The sequence below is a fragment of the Enterococcus sp. DIV0802b genome (assembly GCF_050543535.1).
In the GTDB taxonomy this organism is placed as follows: Bacteria; Bacillota; Bacilli; order Lactobacillales; family Enterococcaceae; genus Enterococcus_D; species Enterococcus_D entomosocium.
Genome location: NZ_CP172941.1, coordinates 2,741,098 through 2,756,979 on the forward strand (window position 1 = coordinate 2,741,098; position 15,882 = coordinate 2,756,979).

At 45.1% G+C, this 15,882-nt stretch carries 16 protein-coding genes and 1 pseudogene; 3 read left to right on the forward strand and 14 right to left on the reverse strand.

Annotated elements, in window-relative coordinates:
* Positions 1 to 15 precede the first annotated feature (15 nt).
* The 6 genes from menC to menB are packed head-to-tail and all read right to left on the reverse strand — an operon-like array spanning position 16 to position 7,356.
* Entirely contained in the window at positions 16 to 1,143 is a 1,128-nt protein-coding gene (gene menC, locus IGJ12_RS12790) for an o-succinylbenzoate synthase (RefSeq protein ID WP_196043932.1), read from the reverse strand.
* A 15-nt stretch (positions 1,144 to 1,158) separates the two neighbouring features.
* The gene (gene menH / locus IGJ12_RS12795; RefSeq protein ID WP_430619090.1) at positions 1,159 to 1,998 is read right to left on the reverse strand and encodes a 2-succinyl-6-hydroxy-2,4-cyclohexadiene-1-carboxylate synthase; all 840 of its coding nucleotides are present in this window, start codon (positions 1,996 to 1,998) and stop codon (positions 1,159 to 1,161) included.
* Positions 1,995 to 3,707, reverse strand: coding sequence for a 2-succinyl-5-enolpyruvyl-6-hydroxy-3-cyclohexene-1-carboxylic-acid synthase (gene menD, locus IGJ12_RS12800; protein ID WP_196043934.1), 1,713 nt, complete (start codon positions 3,705 to 3,707; stop codon positions 1,995 to 1,997). Before menD ends, menH begins: the two co-directional genes overlap by 4 nt.
* Positions 3,700 to 5,064 carry an isochorismate synthase gene (locus IGJ12_RS12805; RefSeq protein ID WP_430619091.1) on the reverse strand — a complete coding sequence of 455 codons (1,365 nt, stop codon included), beginning with the start codon at positions 5,062 to 5,064 and terminating at the stop codon, positions 3,700 to 3,702. The genes menD and IGJ12_RS12805 overlap by 8 nt, the downstream gene beginning before the upstream one ends.
* Positions 5,042 to 6,541, reverse strand: a complete 1,500-nt coding sequence (menE, locus tag IGJ12_RS12810) for an o-succinylbenzoate--CoA ligase (protein WP_430619092.1) — start codon at positions 6,539 to 6,541, stop codon at positions 5,042 to 5,044. Before menE ends, IGJ12_RS12805 begins: the two co-directional genes overlap by 23 nt.
* Complete coding sequence (menB, locus tag IGJ12_RS12815; RefSeq protein ID WP_005228595.1) at positions 6,541 to 7,356, reverse strand: 1,4-dihydroxy-2-naphthoyl-CoA synthase; 816 nt, start codon at positions 7,354 to 7,356, stop codon at positions 6,541 to 6,543. Before menB ends, menE begins: the two co-directional genes overlap by 1 nt.
* 188 nt (positions 7,357 to 7,544) lie before the next feature.
* Between menB and IGJ12_RS12820 the strand changes: the two genes are divergently transcribed.
* Both IGJ12_RS12820 and IGJ12_RS12825 read left to right on the forward strand, forming a co-directional pair.
* A complete protein-coding gene (locus tag IGJ12_RS12820) occupies positions 7,545 to 7,913 on the forward strand; it encodes a PaaI family thioesterase (RefSeq protein ID WP_005234285.1) in 369 nt (122 codons plus the stop codon).
* A 201-nt stretch (positions 7,914 to 8,114) separates the two neighbouring features.
* Positions 8,115 to 9,314, forward strand: a complete 1,200-nt coding sequence (locus IGJ12_RS12825) for an AI-2E family transporter (RefSeq protein ID WP_430619093.1) — start codon at positions 8,115 to 8,117, stop codon at positions 9,312 to 9,314.
* A 44-nt stretch (positions 9,315 to 9,358) separates the two neighbouring features.
* Here the strand turns inward: IGJ12_RS12825 and IGJ12_RS12830 are convergent, their stop codons facing one another.
* The 6 genes and pseudogenes from IGJ12_RS12830 to IGJ12_RS12855 all read right to left on the reverse strand — a co-directional run bounded on the left by IGJ12_RS12830 (position 9,359) and on the right by IGJ12_RS12855 (position 13,643).
* Positions 9,359 to 10,303 (reverse strand): ROK family protein, encoded by a 945-nt coding sequence (locus IGJ12_RS12830; protein ID WP_074535512.1) that lies wholly within the window; start codon positions 10,301 to 10,303, stop codon positions 9,359 to 9,361.
* Entirely contained in the window at positions 10,300 to 10,938 is a 639-nt protein-coding gene (locus tag IGJ12_RS12835; RefSeq protein ID WP_153883883.1) for a GyrI-like domain-containing protein, read from the reverse strand. Before IGJ12_RS12835 ends, IGJ12_RS12830 begins: the two co-directional genes overlap by 4 nt.
* 146 nt (positions 10,939 to 11,084) lie before the next feature.
* Positions 11,085 to 12,437 (reverse strand): PTS cellobiose transporter subunit IIC, encoded by a 1,353-nt coding sequence (gene celB, locus IGJ12_RS12840; protein ID WP_430619094.1) that lies wholly within the window; start codon positions 12,435 to 12,437, stop codon positions 11,085 to 11,087.
* Entirely contained in the window at positions 12,430 to 12,948 is a 519-nt protein-coding gene (locus tag IGJ12_RS12845) for a hypothetical protein (RefSeq protein ID WP_087665048.1), read from the reverse strand. Before IGJ12_RS12845 ends, celB begins: the two co-directional genes overlap by 8 nt.
* Positions 12,938 to 13,294: pseudogene (locus tag IGJ12_RS12850) on the reverse strand (PTS lactose/cellobiose transporter subunit IIA). Before IGJ12_RS12850 ends, IGJ12_RS12845 begins: the two are co-directional and overlap by 11 nt.
* A gap of 13 nt (positions 13,295 to 13,307) precedes the next feature.
* Positions 13,308 to 13,643: a PTS cellobiose transporter subunit IIB gene (locus tag IGJ12_RS12855; RefSeq protein ID WP_430619095.1), complete on the reverse strand. Its 336-nt coding sequence runs from the start codon at positions 13,641 to 13,643 to the stop codon at positions 13,308 to 13,310.
* A 255-nt stretch (positions 13,644 to 13,898) separates the two neighbouring features.
* Between IGJ12_RS12855 and IGJ12_RS12860 the strand changes: the two genes are divergently transcribed.
* On the forward strand, positions 13,899 to 14,219 hold the full coding sequence (locus tag IGJ12_RS12860; RefSeq protein ID WP_430619096.1) for a helix-turn-helix domain-containing protein: 321 nt from the start codon (positions 13,899 to 13,901) through the stop codon (positions 14,217 to 14,219).
* Positions 14,220 to 14,343: 124 nt separating this feature from the next.
* Here IGJ12_RS12860 and IGJ12_RS12865 read toward each other — a convergent pair whose 3' ends face one another.
* Both IGJ12_RS12865 and IGJ12_RS12870 read right to left on the reverse strand, forming a co-directional pair.
* On the reverse strand, positions 14,344 to 15,024 hold the full coding sequence (locus tag IGJ12_RS12865; protein ID WP_015510210.1) for an amino acid ABC transporter permease: 681 nt from the start codon (positions 15,022 to 15,024) through the stop codon (positions 14,344 to 14,346).
* On the reverse strand, positions 15,024 to 15,875 hold the full coding sequence (locus tag IGJ12_RS12870; protein WP_015510211.1) for a transporter substrate-binding domain-containing protein: 852 nt from the start codon (positions 15,873 to 15,875) through the stop codon (positions 15,024 to 15,026). The genes IGJ12_RS12865 and IGJ12_RS12870 overlap by 1 nt, the downstream gene beginning before the upstream one ends.
* Positions 15,876 to 15,882 lie beyond the last annotated feature (7 nt).

The window sequence follows — 15,882 nt, forward strand, 5'->3', positions numbered from 1 at the left end:
TTTCTTTCGCTGCGGTTATTCTTTCGCTGACCGTTTTCTTGAGTAGATACGTTCTTTAGATTGCCCATATTGACTTAGCTTTGTTTCAGCTAATGTGATACCAAAGCCCTTTCCATCAGGTACCAGCAGCTTTCCTTCATGCAAAGTTGCAGGCTGTGTAATGACATCATCATAAAAGTAACGGTCAGAAGCGGAAAGGTCCCCGGGAAAATGGAAAATATCTTGACTCGCAAATTGCAAATTCATGGCTCGTCCTACACCAGACTCAAACATGCCGCCTAACCAAACGAGTAGTCCATGGGTTTGACATCGATCAAGGATTCGCAAAGCTTCGGTGATCCCACCGACACGAGGGATTTTCAGGTTGATCGCACGGCAGCTGTCCAGTGCTGCGACTGTATCGACGTCTTCTGCCGTTCGAATATCTTCATCCAAACATAGAGGCGTCTTCATCTGTCGCTGTAGCTGACTGTGCCCCACCAGATCTCGTACCTTAAGGGGTTGCTCGATCATCACCAAGCCTAAGTCATCAAGTGCCAAAATGCGTTCAGGTTCATTTTGATAGGCCCCGTTCGCATCTGCCATCAAAAGCAATTCTGGAAAGGCTTGTCGAATCGCTCGCAAGGGTGCCACATCTTGCCCCGGCTTGATTTTTAATTTGATTCGTTGATACCCTTGGGCGACATAAGCGGCAACAAGAGCCATTAGTTTTTCGACAGAGTCTTGTATGCCGATACTAACGCCAACAGCGACACTCGGTCGGGTTGCGGTATACAGCTCTTTCACACTTTGATGCGTTTGCTTGCCATATAGATCCCAAATTGCTGTTTCCAAAGCCGATTTTGCCATGTAATTTCCTTGGACCGTTTGAAACAGCTGCCAAACTTCTTGCGGATGCTCGATCTCCTGGTCAATCAATAATGGGATCAGTGCTGTTTCAATCACTTGTCGAGCAGAAAAGAGGGTTTCTTCAATGTAATCTGGCTGCTCAAAAGCGACCAATTCACCGATGCCAACCATTCCATCCTCTGCCGTCACCAAATAAAGATCAAAGGCTTTTTCTGTTAATTGTCCGTAACTTGTCACAAAGGGTTGTTTGAGGGGCAAGCGACAGGCGATGCGTTCAATTTTCTCAATCTTCATTGCGTTCTCTCCTTGTCAATCAGCTGACTGTGGCCTCGATCCTTTTACAAACCATTGATCGATTTCATGACGAACCTTTGTCGGCTGTTCTAAATGGATACAATGTCCAGCATTAGCAACAACTTTGATGGTCATCTCTGGTTGCAGCTGCTTCATTTGGTGGGCGATTTTCCGAAACTTTAAATCTTTTTCCCCCGCTAAATAAAGAATTTCACAAGCTAGCTGCGGAAGTGCCGACCAACAGCTTGGCTGTTTGCCAGTACCACCGTAAACCAAGCTTACTGCCAAGCCAAATTTATTTTGCTGCAAGCGTCCTTGGCGTACAGCAGCCTGCTGCACTAAGGGCAGCTCCTTTTGACTAGCAAACAACGGCAGTTCTTGCCAGTAATCGACAAAATCGACCAAAGGCTCCCTTAGTAAGCGCAATCCTAAGCGGTGATCGTGCCGCTGACGAGCGAGTCGTTCTGCTGGATCAGTCAACCCGGGGGAACCACTCTCAAGCAAAAGATGGGTCACTGCAGCTGGTTCCTTGACTGCCCAGACAAGTGCGATTCGTGCCCCCATCGAGTAGCCATAAAGACCATAGCGTTCAATCCCTAACTTCGCTAAAAGCTGTGCGAGATCCTCCACCAGTAAAGGAAGTTCATAACGCATGGGATGGACATAAATCGATGACCGTCCATGTCCAATCAAGTCGACTGCCAATACATTATAAGAACCTTCCTCTACAAAAACCGGTCGAAAACTTTCCGAAGAACCCGTGAAGCCATGCAATGCCACAAGGGTTGGTAAGGCTGGTCGGTACGGTTGCAACCACTGATAAAAATAACTGACGCCATTTATCGTGTCCCTCATTGCTGCGCTCCCGCCTCGCTAAACTGCTGTTGCAGTGCTTGCCAAGTATCAACCGGATCTTTTGGCTCACCCTTCACTTCGATTATTTGAAAACGCAGCTGTTGGCTTGTTTCCGTTAAAATCGTTTGAAACTCTAGCAATGAGGTCGGTGTGTGCCAATCTGCCTCATATAAGGCCGCCACTTTTTGAAACTCAAGGTCTAACGGCGTGCCAAAGAGCGGGACAAAGTCGTTTGGTTCTAAGGTGTTTTGTGACAAAAAGGAAAAGATCCCACCACCGTTATTATTCAGTAAAATGATCGTTACTGGCAATTGATACTGACGCAGTAGTTGTAGGCCGTTCATATCATGGTACAACGCTAAATCACCAATCAACAAGTAGGTAGGCTTTTGACTGGCTGAAGCAATCCCAGCTACGGTCGAGACAAGGCCGTCGATCCCATTGACGCCCCGATTTCCATACACTCGATAAGTGGAGGAAGTTTTGCTGCCGTAGCGATCAAAGAAACGGATCGCATTGCTGTTTGCCAAAAGAATTTGCGCTTCTTCAGGTAGACATTGTTGAAGCATGCGCACAGCGCTGCTCTCATCCCATTGTTTCAACTGCGGACTTGCAGCAATCACCTGATCTGCCCGCGCTTGAAGTGCTTGCCATTGTTGTTGCCACGCCGTATGTTTGACGATCGGCAACTGGGTGATGGCCGCCACGAAAGTGCTGATCGCTGCTTCGATCAAATAGTTTGCCCGATGCAGCTGATCTTGCCACTGCCCCGATGGATCAACAAAGAGCCACGTCGTCGTATCCGCTGCTTTGTTCAACCATAATAGGACATTTTTAGTGACTGGTAAGCGACCAAAACGCACGACCACTTCTGGTTGGAAGGCAGAAGTCAATTGCGGGAAAACAAGATCGGCTTGACTGATAAATGTTCCTACTTTGGTACCGGCTGTCGCCAGATTGGTCAATGGATCGCCGACAATCGGCCAGCCTAATTTCTCTGAAAAAGCCAGCAACTGCTGCGCTTCTTCGATCGTAAGGCTTTCTCCAGCAATCAGAATACCTTTTTTATCAAAGTAAGGGGCTAGCTGGGTGATCATCTCTGCTGACAGCTCTTGTTGTGGTGCCAGATAGCTCACGTCTTGCTGAATACTGCATTGGCGACTAAAGTCAGGCAACAGCGGCTCCCGTAATGGAAAGTTGATTTGGACCGGGCCTTTCGGCTGTTTTTGCGCTTCGATCGTGCAAGTTGTAGCTTGCCAAAAACTATAACGCAACAAAGCAGGATCGTTTTCTGGCACCGTCATCTCTACCATCTTTTTGACGTGAGAGGCATACAAATTCTGTTGGTCCATTGCTTGTGGCGCCCCAACGCCCCGCAGTTCTGGCGGGCGATCAGCCGTTAAGACGATCAATGGCAAGTTGGTGGCCTCTGCTTCACAAATTGCTGGATAATAATTGGCTGCTGCAGTTCCAGAGGTACACAGTAAGATCGTCGGTTGGAGATCAACTTTGGACATCCCTAAAGCAAAAAAAGCAGCCGAACGTTCATCGACAGCCACCATACAGGTGATCTCAGGATCACGATGCAATAGTAGCGCCAATGGCGTTGAGCGTGAACCGGGACTAATAACCGCTCGCTTCGCACCCGCTGCTTTTAGTCCTTGGATTGCCGCTAATAAATAGTCTGTCATGACTGTCTGGTTATTCATCTCCTAAGATCCCTCTCCTCATCGGTTGAAATTTTAACCGTGTTTCTTGACGTTCGGATTCCGCATCTGAATCGGCAACGATCCCACAGCCTGCATACAGCGTTGCTTGATTGCCGCTAAAGAATCCTGAGCGGATGGCCACAGCAAACTCGCCAATATCTTCTTGAATACCCAACCAACCGATCGGTCCACCGTACATCCCTCTGCTGGCTGGTTCATGGGTACGAATCCATGAGACGGCTGCTTCTTTCGGTTCTCCCCCCAATGCTGGGGTCGGGTGTAGTTTTTGCACGGCGCTCAGAAAATTGACTCCTGCTTTTCTTTGCCCTGCTAAAGGAACAAACAAATGCTGAATGTCCCGATTTTTGATCACGGAGCGGGCTTCTGATTGAAAACCGTCAGCTAACAAAGTAGCCAATGCCGTTTCTAAGCGATCGACAACTACTTGATGTTCATGGGTATTTTTTGCGTCCGCTAAGAGGGCTTGTGCCAGTGCCTCATCTTCTTCTTTGGTTTTGCCTCTTGGCGCGGAACCTGCGATACTTACCGTTTCAAATTGATCGACAGTCGCTTTTAGCAAGCGTTCTGGCGTCGCACCAGCAAAAACATGGCCCCCATGTTCGATGGCAAAAAGATAGGTATTCGGCTGCTGTTGCGCCAACCGTTGCAACACCGCAGCACTAATGATCGACTGCTTCGTTTCTATCTTCATTCTCCTTGCCAGAACCACTTTTTTCAACGGTGTTTCAGTCGAGCGAATGGCTGCCACTGTCTCTTCGACCGCTTGCAGCCATTGGGGCACCTCTAGTTCCTCTTGTGCCTGAAAAGCAGGCGTTTCTGCTACAAGACTCTTGTCCGGGTTGGCATTCAACCAGCTTGCGACTTTTTCCTGTAAGACAGCGACTTTTTGTTGTCGTTGTTCCTCGGAAGAAGCGGCTACTGTATAAACGACGCCACACTGATCGCCAGTTTTGCGGACCAGTATTTCTGGCAACGCAAAGAGACCGGCACCTAGCTCAGCCCAATCCTGACTGACTTCTGCCTGTTCATCAAAAGCAAAGCCCCCAACCAGCTGCGCCTGAAAAGGTGCCTCTGGTTGATAATGGGCTTGCTTTAAGAGAGAGCGGACTTCTGAAAAGTCTGCAAGTTTGGGTTGCGAAAAAGTGACTAACCAACCCAACCCTACCATACTAGTCGTTTCATCAGGAGTACGCCAGAAATAGCGTTCCCCTTGATATTCTTGTGCCGCTGCATAAAGAGCCAGTAAGTCACACCTTTTTAAAGGCTGATACTCACTCAAATAGGTTTTCCCGGCAGCGATCGCTGCTTTATAATTACTTGATGATTTGCTGTTCAATGTAGTTCACTCTTTCTTCACTCAGCAATAGCCGTTTTAAAAGTTTGCCGCTTGCTGTGCGCGGCATTTCTCGTACGTGATAAAAACGGCGCGGAAATTTATAATGGGCGATCTGCCCTTCTAATGTACCCAACAACGCTTGGAGTCGGACGGACTCATTTAACGTTAAATAAGCCGCGACAGATTGTCCCCACTCCTCGTCTGGTTCCCCCACCACAGCTGCCTCTTTGACCGCTGGATGCTGCAACAAGGCTTGCTCCACTTCTGCGGGATAGATGTTTTCTCCACCAGATATGATCAGTTCGCTTGCACGACTGACTACATACAAAAAGCCCTCTTGATCAAGATACCCTAGATCTCCTGTGGCAAACCAGCCCTCTTGGTCCCACTGCTGTGGACTGCGATCGTTTAAGTAACGGGTCGTGATCGCCGGTCCTTGCAGTTGGATCTCTCCGATCGACTGGGTACTTTCAGCAGTCTGATGATCTGCCATTTTCGCATCAACCGCAATTCGTAAATGGACACCTTGCAGGGGAACCCCTGAGGAGCCGTTTTTTTCTGAAGCTTTTTCTGGCGGCAATGCCACCACTTGTGAACAGGTTTCTGTCATCCCATAGGATTGGATCACAGAAACCTGTTTTTGCTGGCATTTTTCCAATATACTTTTGGCAATCGGACCGCCGCCTAGCAGTACATAACGCAACGAATCAAAGCCTTGTTGGGGCACCAACGGCAGCAAATCTGTCAACATTTTCGCCACCAAAGAAACGATCGTCCCTTTTCCTGCCTCAAGATCTTTCGCCATTTCTCCAGCATCAAAGCGCTCATACAAACGAACACTCATTCCAAGTCGCAAGGAACGCAAGAGAATTGATAATCCACTGATATGATACAGCGGAACTGCACAAAGCCAACAATCCTCACTAGTGATCGTTAAGTTCTTTTGAGTTGCTTCGGCACTTGCTAGATGATTCCTAAAGGTTTGCGGCACACCCTTGGGATTGCCCGTCGTACCGGATGTATACATAATCGAAGCTACTTGTTCTGCTTGATAGATTGCTTTATTAGGAACAAACGAAGGATCAAAAGAACTGGCAAGAGCCTTCGCCTGTTCCATCGCTTGTCCAAAGGTCATGCTGCGAACACCCGAGACCGCAATCTTATCTGCCGTGATCACCCAGTCGCAGTGGGCATCTTGCAATTGGAAGGTGATTTCAGCGGCTGTCAATCGCGTATTCAACAGCTGGACTTCGATCCCCAACTCCCACAACGCAAGGATCGTAAAAACCAATTCAGGGGAGTTATTGCTAAAAAGGGCTACCCGGTTTGGCAGAACAACGAATTGGGCTTGATAATAAGCAGCATAAGCATAAACCTCTTTTTGCAAGGCAGCAAACGACCAGCTTTTTTCATGCCAATAAAAAGCTGGTCGTTCTGGATGAAGTTGTGCTTGCCTTTGCAGCCAACTCCCAGTCATTATGGGAATTTAGGGAATTGGTCGAAGTCTGGTTGACGTTTTTCTTTAAACGCGTCACGACCTTCTTTGGCTTCATCCATCGTGTAATACAATAAGGTCGCATCGCCAGCTAATTGCTGAATGCCAGCTAATCCATCCGTATCGGCATTCATTGATGCTTTGATCATACGTAACGCCAACGGGCTCTTTTGCAGCATCGTTTCGGCCCATTCCATCGTTTCATCTTCTACTCGATCAAGAGGAACGACTGTATTGATCCAGTTCATCGCCAATGCTTCTTCGGCAGTATATTGTTTTGTCATGAACCAAACTTCCTTGGCTTTTTTATGTCCGATCGTCCGTGCAAGATAGCCCGAACCATAGCCACCATCAAAACTACCGACATTTGGTCCTGTTTGACCAAATTTAGCGTTGTCAGCGGCAATCGTTAAATCACAAACCAATTGTAAAACATTTCCGCCGCCGATCGACCAGCCTTTGACCATGGCGATCACCGGTTTTGGCAACGTTCGGATCAAGCGTTGCAGATCCAATACGTTTAAGCGAGGAACCTGATCTTCCCCAACATAGCCACCGTGACCACGGACTTTTTGGTCTCCGCCTGAACAAAAGGCTTTGTCGCCGGCGCCTGTCAAAATAATCACGCCGATGCCTGGTTCATCGCGACTGATTGAAAACGCATCAATCATTTCAAACACCGTTTTTGGTGTAAACGCATTGTGGACTTCTGGGCGGTTGATCGTGATCTTCGCCACTTTTCCATGTTGTTCAAATAAAATTTCATCATATTCTTTTAAGGTTTTCCATTCTCTCATTACTTGTTCCTCCTCAATTCACATAGCTCTATTATACACATATCTAGTCGCTTTTCGTTAGAAATTGCTTTGGTTAAGGGAATTTCTTAAGACTTCTCCCCCTGTTGCTGTCTTTCTTAGAACTTCGGCTATTTCTACCAAAACTCGTGCTATAATCATGGTAACTTTCTTAGAAAAAGGAGCAAAAAATGAACTTACTAGAAGCTTTAGAAATCGAAGTAGAAGCAGCAACAGCCGATTTTGTTCGTTTACGGATGCCCATCAAAGAACAGCATAAACAGCCTTTTGGTCTCGTTCACGGTGGCATTAACGGCGTTTTGATCGAGACTGCCTGCAGCATCGGTGCCAATCAAGCTTTGGCTCAAGAAGAAGCCTTCGCCGCCGGCGTTGACCTACAAGTCAACCATCTAGCCGCCGCTCAAGAAGGAACCCTGATCGTAGAAGCTAGTCCTGATCGTATCGGCGCTCGTATCCAAACTTGGCAAGCCACTATTTGGTTAGCTAGCGGGTTAAAAACAGCCGTTGGTCGCTGTACCTTGACGACAGTGCGTAAATAATTCTTTTCGCTCCTGTGTTGTAAACACGGGAGCATTTTTGGCCTGCTTTGAAGAAAGATGCCATCAGTTAACCCCTTATCAAAGATATTCTTTCGTTATAAAGATATTGAGAATATGAGCGTAGTTTTTTCAAAAGGTACGTTGTTTTTTTACAGAATAGGGGTCTTTCGTTATAATGTAGCTAAGAAAGCGAGGCTTATTATGAAAAATAACCGATTGATCCACTTTTTAGGCGGCAAAACAAGCTATTATGTCTTAGGACTGATTATCTTGTCGGCAGTTGCTGTCTTTTTGCTAAATCAGATTTCTTTTTTATTTACACCCTTTTCAGCCATACTTACAGCTATTATCCCACCCTTTTTATTTGGGCTGATCCTTTACTATCTGTTTAACCCGGTAGTCGATAAATTGGAATCGAAAAAAATTCCCCGCAGTGTTTCGATTGCTGGGATCTATCTGTTGATTCTTTTGTTGATCGTCTTTGCTGGTTTCCAGCTTTACCCGATTTTGGAGCAGCAAACCACCGATCTGATCAACAGCTTACCGAGTTTGGTCAGTGACTTTGAGAAAAACGCGACCGCCTTTTTAGAAAATACCCCATTTCAAGATGAGATGGCACAAATTACAGACACACTACAAAATATCACCAGTAATATCATGAGTTTTATTGGAGACTATTGGCAAACTGGTGCCGCTGGGCTCAGCAGTTTGTTTTCAACCATTTCGACCTTGTTCATTGCTTTGTTTACTGGACCGATCATTGCCTTTTTCTTATTGCGTAACCCAAACAAGTTTTATTTTTCGGTCCTCTCATTAGTGCCACCACGTTTTCGCAAAGACTTTAATGAAATCGTCAAGATCTCTGACTTACAAGTCGGTGCCTTTTTGAAAGGACAAATCATTTCATCCCTGATTTTAGGGGCGATCTATTGGGTCGTTTTCCTCTTGATCGGCCTAGAGTATGCCAGTATTCTGGCGATCGCCGCTGGTCTGCTTTGCATCATCCCCTATATTGGACCTTTTATCGTCTTTTTCCCAGGGCTTTTCATTGCCGCACAAGACTCCACCGGGATGTTGGTTAAGTTTTTGATTGCTTGGTTTGCTGTACAGTTGCTTCATGGCGATTTAGTCGTGCCCCGTGTGATGGGTGACCGATTGAAAATCCATCCTATTACGATTCTGGTTGTTTTATTAGTGATGGGTGATTTGATGGGGATCGTTGGGGTGATTTTCGGAATCCCGATTTATTGTCTGCTAAAAGTTCTTGTCGTTTACGTGTTCCGCAAATTCAAGCAGCGCTACAACCGCTATTACGGTCAAGAGGGCAAATACTTCCACAGTGCCTTCACTAGCAAAGATTACCTAGGTGACGAAGACAAAGACACCAAGAAAAAAGCCTAAAAAACTGCCGCGAATCGTTGGTTCGCGGCAGTTTTTTGTCTATTTTATTTCATCTCATGTTCCAAAAAGAAATGATAGAGCGCCCCTAATAAATTGGCGTCATTTTGAAATTTGCAGGCTTGAATCTCCGGCTTCGTCAAGGTCTGCTGCAAAATCGGTAAACTAGCCAGCAGTTGCTGATACTGACGGTCGATTTCTTCCACCACGATCGCTTGGGCACTGATGCCACCACCAATCACGAAGCGCTCTAAGTCGATCACGGCTTGAACATTGAGTATGACACACGCAATTTCTCGGCAATACGCTGTAAACAGCGCCCAGACCTGTGGCTCTTTTTGATTGATAGCGTCAAAAACTGCTTCACCATCCGCAAGATCAGCTAAGCCTAGCAGTTGGGCGCTGCGGCGAATCATGGCGACCGCTGAACCGCTAAAACCTGCCAATTGCTGCAGGGTCAATCCCTGATTATTTGGTTGCTCAGCGTTTTCTGGAGCATCGCTTCTCTTAGTGGCATTTAGTAGAAAACTTAATTCCCCTGCTTGAAAATGTGCACCTTGGATCAGTTTTCCTTCAACGATCACACCACCACCCAAACCAGTACCTAAGGTTATGGCAGCCCCATTTTGAATCCCTTTAAGGTTTCCTAGCCACCATTCAGCTAATGCGGCTGCCTTGCCATCGTTGGTCACAGCCAGCGGCACTTGGTACTTTGCCAGCAGCTGTTTTAAGGAGACTCCATCTAAAAAAGGCAATGCCCCGCCAAACGAGATCGTCCCTGTCTCTGGGTTGACTTTTCCTGGAGTACTAACAGCAATGCCCCGAATGCTCCCATGAACGTCTTCAACGATCGTTTCAATCCCTGTCAGAAATTCCGTAAGATTTTTCGGCGTATCCATCCGTCCTCGTGTCAGAATATTCCCCGAGCGATCAATGACAGCCGATTTGATTTTCGTGCCGCCGATGTCGATGCTTAAATAGTTTTTATTCACTGAATCCCACCCTCTGCTTCTACTGCCCATCGCAGGACGGTTTTGGCTTTATCTGGTGAAACTTTTCGCGGATCAGACAAATAGATTTCTCGATGCTGGAACGTGTCCATCGTTGGACGGATCACTAACTGCTCTTGTTTTAACAGCTCCTTCATTTTCGCAAATGTTTCCGCTTCAGTGTCAAAAGAACCTGTATGCATCGCTTGCAGACACAATCCTTCTTCATAGCGCTCAAAGATGAGCTTTTCTAGATTTGGATTGTCTTTCTTCTCTTTGACGGCCAAGAGCTGTTCTTGAAACAGTGTTTCCGTGACTGGTTCTGGTTGGCGAATCATGATTTTGTAGATCAATTCTTCTTTGTTGATGGCACCCTCTGGCTTTGTCAGAGAGGTCCACACGCCTTCCAAAGGAAAGACCGTGTATTCAAAGGGTTCATTGCCAAAAGCCCCTTTTTTCAATCCCATCCTGAGTGAATAAGAAATCGTATATAAAGCGGCGATCTCTTCGCTAAATTCAGGACGATTCGGATTGCCGCTGCCGCTCAAACTAATAAATTGATACGTTGGCACCTCGATCACTGTTGGTTTTTTGGGAAGATAAAGCTCTTTTTCTAGTTTGCGCCATTCATACTTCATAAAAGACCCTCCTCGATTTGCTTTTCTTTATTTTACCATGAAAAAGAAGGGACATCGCAAAAACAGTTATCCCCTCAACTGCAAAGGGACGATTGTTTTTTCTATAGAGATAATGTAGTTACTTGCTGTTACCCCAACTGCTCGTCTTATGCGGCTTCTTGTTCTTCTTTCAGCAATTTTGTGTCATAAAACTTCGCAAATGGAAAATAGATCAAGAAAGAAACAACTGCACAAACAATGGCAACGACGCCTGCACGCCAGTCTCCACCGGTGCCAATAAAGCCACCAAGTCCAACGGGTGTTGGGAAAGGAATATTGGCGATCATGGGACGAATCAATTCCATCCTTGTGGCAAAATACGCGATCGTGGCGGATGCCATCGGTGCTAACAAGAAAGGAATTGCTAAATAAGGATTATAGATGATCGGCACCCCGAAAATAATCGGTTCATTGATATTGAAAATCGACGGGACGATGGCAGCTCTCCCTAATACTTTCATCTGTTTCGATTTAGCAATGTAGATCATAAATAAGGTAAAACCAAGGGTTGCTCCCGAACCACCTAATGTCACGTACCCGTTGGTAAATTGGCCTGCTAATGGGAAACTCGCCCCTTCAACATTGGCAGCTAAATTAGCTAACATGATCGGGGTGATCAGTGGACTAATGATATTGAATCCATGAATCCCTACCAACCACAAGGCATGCGCGAGGAAGTAAATCACCATGATTCCCAACCAACTATCCGTAAGGTGGGTAACAAACCCAAACGGAATTGCCACTAGTTGAAAAATATCCGTCCCAAAAACAACTAAAATCCCATTGATGGTCAGAACCACAACTGCCACTACAAAGGCTGGTATCAGTGCTGTAAAACTACGAGCCACACCTTCAGGCACTTCTTCGGGCATTTTGATGACCCAGTTGTTTTTTACACAGAGACGATACAGCTGAACGGCAACGACCGCCATCACGATACCGGTGAAAATACCAACAGTTCCTAGACGTGCGACTCCATCGGCACCAATCAACCAACCATTGATCAGCCCTTCTTCCACATCATTCATCCGTGTCATTTTTCCGCCGTCAAAAACAAGCTGAGGAATCGACATCAATGTAGCAAAAACACCTAACAACGCCCCATTGATCGGCGTCAGGTCGAGATTCTCCTCGACTTGAATGATCTTGGAATACTCATAGCCCAGAACGATACAAAAATATAATGCCAATAACCCCATGGTCGTACTATTTGCTAACATATACAAATCACTGAAATTCAAAAAAGTCGCTTCAAAAAAGTCAGCTAAAAACGGAAACGTGATCGGTAAAATGTTGAATACTAAAAACATTGAGCCTACGATCGTAAAAGGAATCGACGCCATCCCTGCCGCCATGATGCTACGAACGATTTTGTATTGGGAAATCTTTCCCATCGGACCCATTACTGCTTTTTCCAAAAGTTGAAATAGTTTATTGTTCGATTCTGTCAATTCAATCACCCTTTCTTTCTATCTCTTCAAATTCACGTATCCATTGCCATTGTCGATCTTTATTACGAAAAATTTTCTTCAGTTTTCTGATACCACTCCAAGCAAAGACGCCACTTATCCAGAGAACTATGCGAACATACTCCGTACTTTGCGAGGTGAAATAGGGGAAAATAACTTCTGTCACTCCAAAAAAAGTCAATAAAAAAAGAATGGTCATTGTCCCCATTTGAAGGCGTAAATACCAAGTAGTAAAAAAGAGTTGCTTGCGGACGATGGTTGCGTGGTGTCCATATAAGCGGATAAACTCACTGATCGCTCCCATTGAAAAAAGCAACAGGCTCAGTGGAACCACACGCAGCCATTGCCCTGCCAAAGAAGCAGCTAACAGCCAATATAGGTTAAAAAAGAAAGAGAATGCGACTAAGTACCGCAAAAACAACAGACGTTGAAAATAGAGATTTTTCTTCGTCAGTTTTTGCGATGCATCTCTTTGCGCGACTTTTGCTTGCTTACTCGCCATCTGCACTCCTGCATTGGATCGCTTCTTCAAGGCGATTCATCTTTTGATAAATCCTTAGCATTTCTAGTGCAACCTCTCTGAGGGTCATGGTTGTCATCAAATGATCTTGTGCATGTATCAACAAGATATCGCAGGTAAATGAGGTCCCTGAAGCATATTCTTGCAGCATTTTTGACTGGATGCGGTGGGCTTTGACTAATGAATCATTGGCTGTGTCCAACAACTCTTGCGCTTCTTGACAACTACTGATTCGCATCTGTTCAAAGGCTTAATGAATCATCGTGCGGGCATCACCGCTTGCTAAAATAAGTTCAAAGGATATTTCTTGTATTTTTTCACTATCCATAGCCTGCCTCCATTTATTTCGTACTTTTTTCTAATGCAATGCTTTCTTTGACTAACTGTGCTAATTTCTCGATTCCGATTGGGATCGGAATATACGCTTGCGGGGGAATATTCACGATTGGTTTGCCGTATTTATCGGCGCTTTTCTTTAAATTGGCAAAATGAATTTTCGTTTGCGGGCTAACTAGATATAAATCGTAGTCATCCTTGGCGATCGTAGCGATGCCCTCTGAAGCAGAGATGGCATCGATCCTAACTGACCAGCCTTCTGTGGTTAAAAAGCTTGTTCCTTTTTTGGCGACCAACGATGAAGACATGCCTGCTGCACAAATTATCAATACTTTTTTCATTTCCCTTCCTCCTTCTATGAAACGCTTCCATTTCGTTGTATCTGTTCCTTTCTTCTCCCCTCCTTCGTGCTATAAAAAATCCTTGAGAACGATTCACTATCTGCTGATTCTTACAGGCAGTAATCCTTCTTCATATAAATAGCATTACATATCGAGTACTTTGTAAATGCAATAAAACTCTATTAGTGATATAAAACATTAATTTCTTTCTGCTTCTATCGTGTCATAGTAGAATAATTTTGTGGAGGGGATTTCATGTTTAAAGATCGTTTAAGACAGTTGCGGAAAACGCGATCTGGTTTAACACAAGCAAAAATGGCAAAATATTTAGGAATCGCCAAAACAACCTATGCTTCGTATGAGCAAGGCAATCGGATGCCCGATATTGAGATCCAAAAAGAACTTGCTGATTACTTCAATGTCAGTCTCGATTATTTGCATGGATGTCCGAATGATTTGGAGGCCCTCTCTATGAAACAGATTCGTGTGGCTTCAAGAATCAATGAGGACTTTACTGAATATCAACTATCTGAAATCATTACCTTTATCGAATTTATAAAAAACCGCCCAGAGTAAACGGTACTATTCTGCCTTTTTTCTCTGGCTAACTTGTGGTGCTGCTTCATTACCTAAAGAAAAAACTGCGGTCAATGTCTCACAAGGAAACATTGACAGCAGCTGAAGAGCCACGGCTCTTTTTTTATTGTCTTACAGCCTCATTAGCGGCAAAGCGTTTTGAAAAATGTTGTTCTAATCGCTTTTGCCCGGCTTCAATCAAAATACACAACAGCCAATAGATGATGGCAACTAGCACATACATGGACATGTAATCAAAGGTTCGTCCGCCAACGATCTTAGCTTTTTGAAAAATATCAGGAATCGTGATCATTGCTGCCAAGGAGGTTCCTTTCAACAAATCCATTGCCACATTACTCAATGCCGGTACAGAAATACGAAAGGCTTGTGGCAAAATAATCAGACGCATCGTTTTCGTAAAGGATAGCCCTAACGCATAGGCAGCATCAAATTGCCCACGATCCACACCAGCAATTGATCCTCGGTAGATTTCTCCGATAAATGCGCTGCTGGTCAATGTAAAACAGATGATCGCAGCACTAAGCGCCGACAATTGATAAGGCAAGCCAAAATACAGTAGGAACAACAAGACCAACGCTGGGACGCCTCTTAGAAAGGAGAGGTAGCCCCGCACGAACCCTCTAATGAATGGATTTTCCAGCATCCCTAAGAAGGTGAGCATGATCCCTAATACGTTGCCTCCTAGAAACGAAACGACAGCAATGCCGACCGTATAGGACAAGCCCGACAGCAAATAGGGCAATGACTCCCACATCAACGGCAAATCAAGGGTTGGAATATACATTAGTCTGTTTCAACCGTTTGGATCGCTTGATCAGATTTTACTGAAATATCGGTTTGAAAATACGTTTCCGCAAGTTCTTTTAAACGGCCATCCTCTTTCATTTCTGCTAAAACAGCATCCACTTTTTCCTGCAATGCTTGATGATCTTTCACAAATAAGAAGCCCGTTTCATTCGGATTAAAGTAGACATCTTCTAAAATTTTAACAGGGATATCTGGCAAAGCAGCGACTGCCATTTTTTGCAAATAGTAATCATTCAAGATCACATCCGTTCGACCATTCGCAACATCTGTCAAATACTGATCATTCGTTGCGTTGTCGTAAGTCACTAATTCTGCCCCATAGGATTCGGCTAAGCGCATGTAGCTAGTATTTGGTTCACCAGCAGCTTTTTTGCCATCCAAATCTTCTAAAGAAGCAATCCCAGAGTCATCACTTTTTCGCACGATCATACTATCGAACGAGTATTTGATAGGCGTTGAAAGACTGAATTTTTCCGCCCGTTCATCCGTCAAACCAAAATCGTTGGCAGCAAAATCGGCTTCTCCACGTGTTAAAGAAGAAACTTGTCCATCGACATTGTACTCTTTAAATGTGATCTCTACGCCTAATCGTTTGGCGACTTCTTTTGCCACATCGACATCATAGCCCACTAATTCATTTTCATCGTTATAGTAAGACGATGGATACAAGGTTCCCGAAGTAGCAACAACCAATGTTTTGGCTTCTTCCACCTTGCTTAGACTGGTGTCTTCTTCCGTTGGTTTGCTGCAGGCACTTAACAAGACTCCCGCAAATAAACCTAAAAAGCCAACCATTGCAACGATTTTCCCTTTTCTAACTTGTTTCATAATATCC

What these genes read in the sequence shown, in the direction of transcription:
- IGJ12_RS12820 (WP_005234285.1), top strand. Translation starts at nt 7,545, where the DNA reads ATGAACTTACTAGAAGCTTTAGAAATCGAAGTAGAAGCAGCAACAGCC.
- IGJ12_RS12825 (WP_430619093.1), top strand. Translation starts at nt 8,115, where the DNA reads ATGAAAAATAACCGATTGATCCACTTTTTAGGCGGCAAAACAAGCTAT.
- IGJ12_RS12865 (WP_015510210.1), bottom strand. Translation starts at nt 15,024, where the DNA reads ATGTATATTCCAACCCTTGATTTGCCGTTGATGTGGGAGTCATTGCCC.
- menD (WP_196043934.1), bottom strand. Translation starts at nt 3,707, where the DNA reads ATGAATAACCAGACAGTCATGACAGACTATTTATTAGCGGCAATCCAA.
- IGJ12_RS12855 (WP_430619095.1), bottom strand. Translation starts at nt 13,643, where the DNA reads ATGAAAAAAGTATTGATAATTTGTGCAGCAGGCATGTCTTCATCGTTG.
- IGJ12_RS12860 (WP_430619096.1), top strand. Translation starts at nt 13,899, where the DNA reads ATGTTTAAAGATCGTTTAAGACAGTTGCGGAAAACGCGATCTGGTTTA.
- IGJ12_RS12845 (WP_087665048.1), bottom strand. Translation starts at nt 12,948, where the DNA reads ATGGCGAGTAAGCAAGCAAAAGTCGCGCAAAGAGATGCATCGCAAAAA.
- menB (WP_005228595.1), bottom strand. Translation starts at nt 7,356, where the DNA reads ATGAGAGAATGGAAAACCTTAAAAGAATATGATGAAATTTTATTTGAA.
- menH (WP_430619090.1), bottom strand. Translation starts at nt 1,998, where the DNA reads ATGAGGGACACGATAAATGGCGTCAGTTATTTTTATCAGTGGTTGCAA.
- IGJ12_RS12835 (WP_153883883.1), bottom strand. Translation starts at nt 10,938, where the DNA reads ATGAAGTATGAATGGCGCAAACTAGAAAAAGAGCTTTATCTTCCCAAA.
- menE (WP_430619092.1), bottom strand. Translation starts at nt 6,541, where the DNA reads ATGACTGGGAGTTGGCTGCAAAGGCAAGCACAACTTCATCCAGAACGA.
- menC (WP_196043932.1), bottom strand. Translation starts at nt 1,143, where the DNA reads ATGAAGATTGAGAAAATTGAACGCATCGCCTGTCGCTTGCCCCTCAAA.
- IGJ12_RS12870 (WP_015510211.1), bottom strand. Translation starts at nt 15,875, where the DNA reads ATGAAACAAGTTAGAAAAGGGAAAATCGTTGCAATGGTTGGCTTTTTA.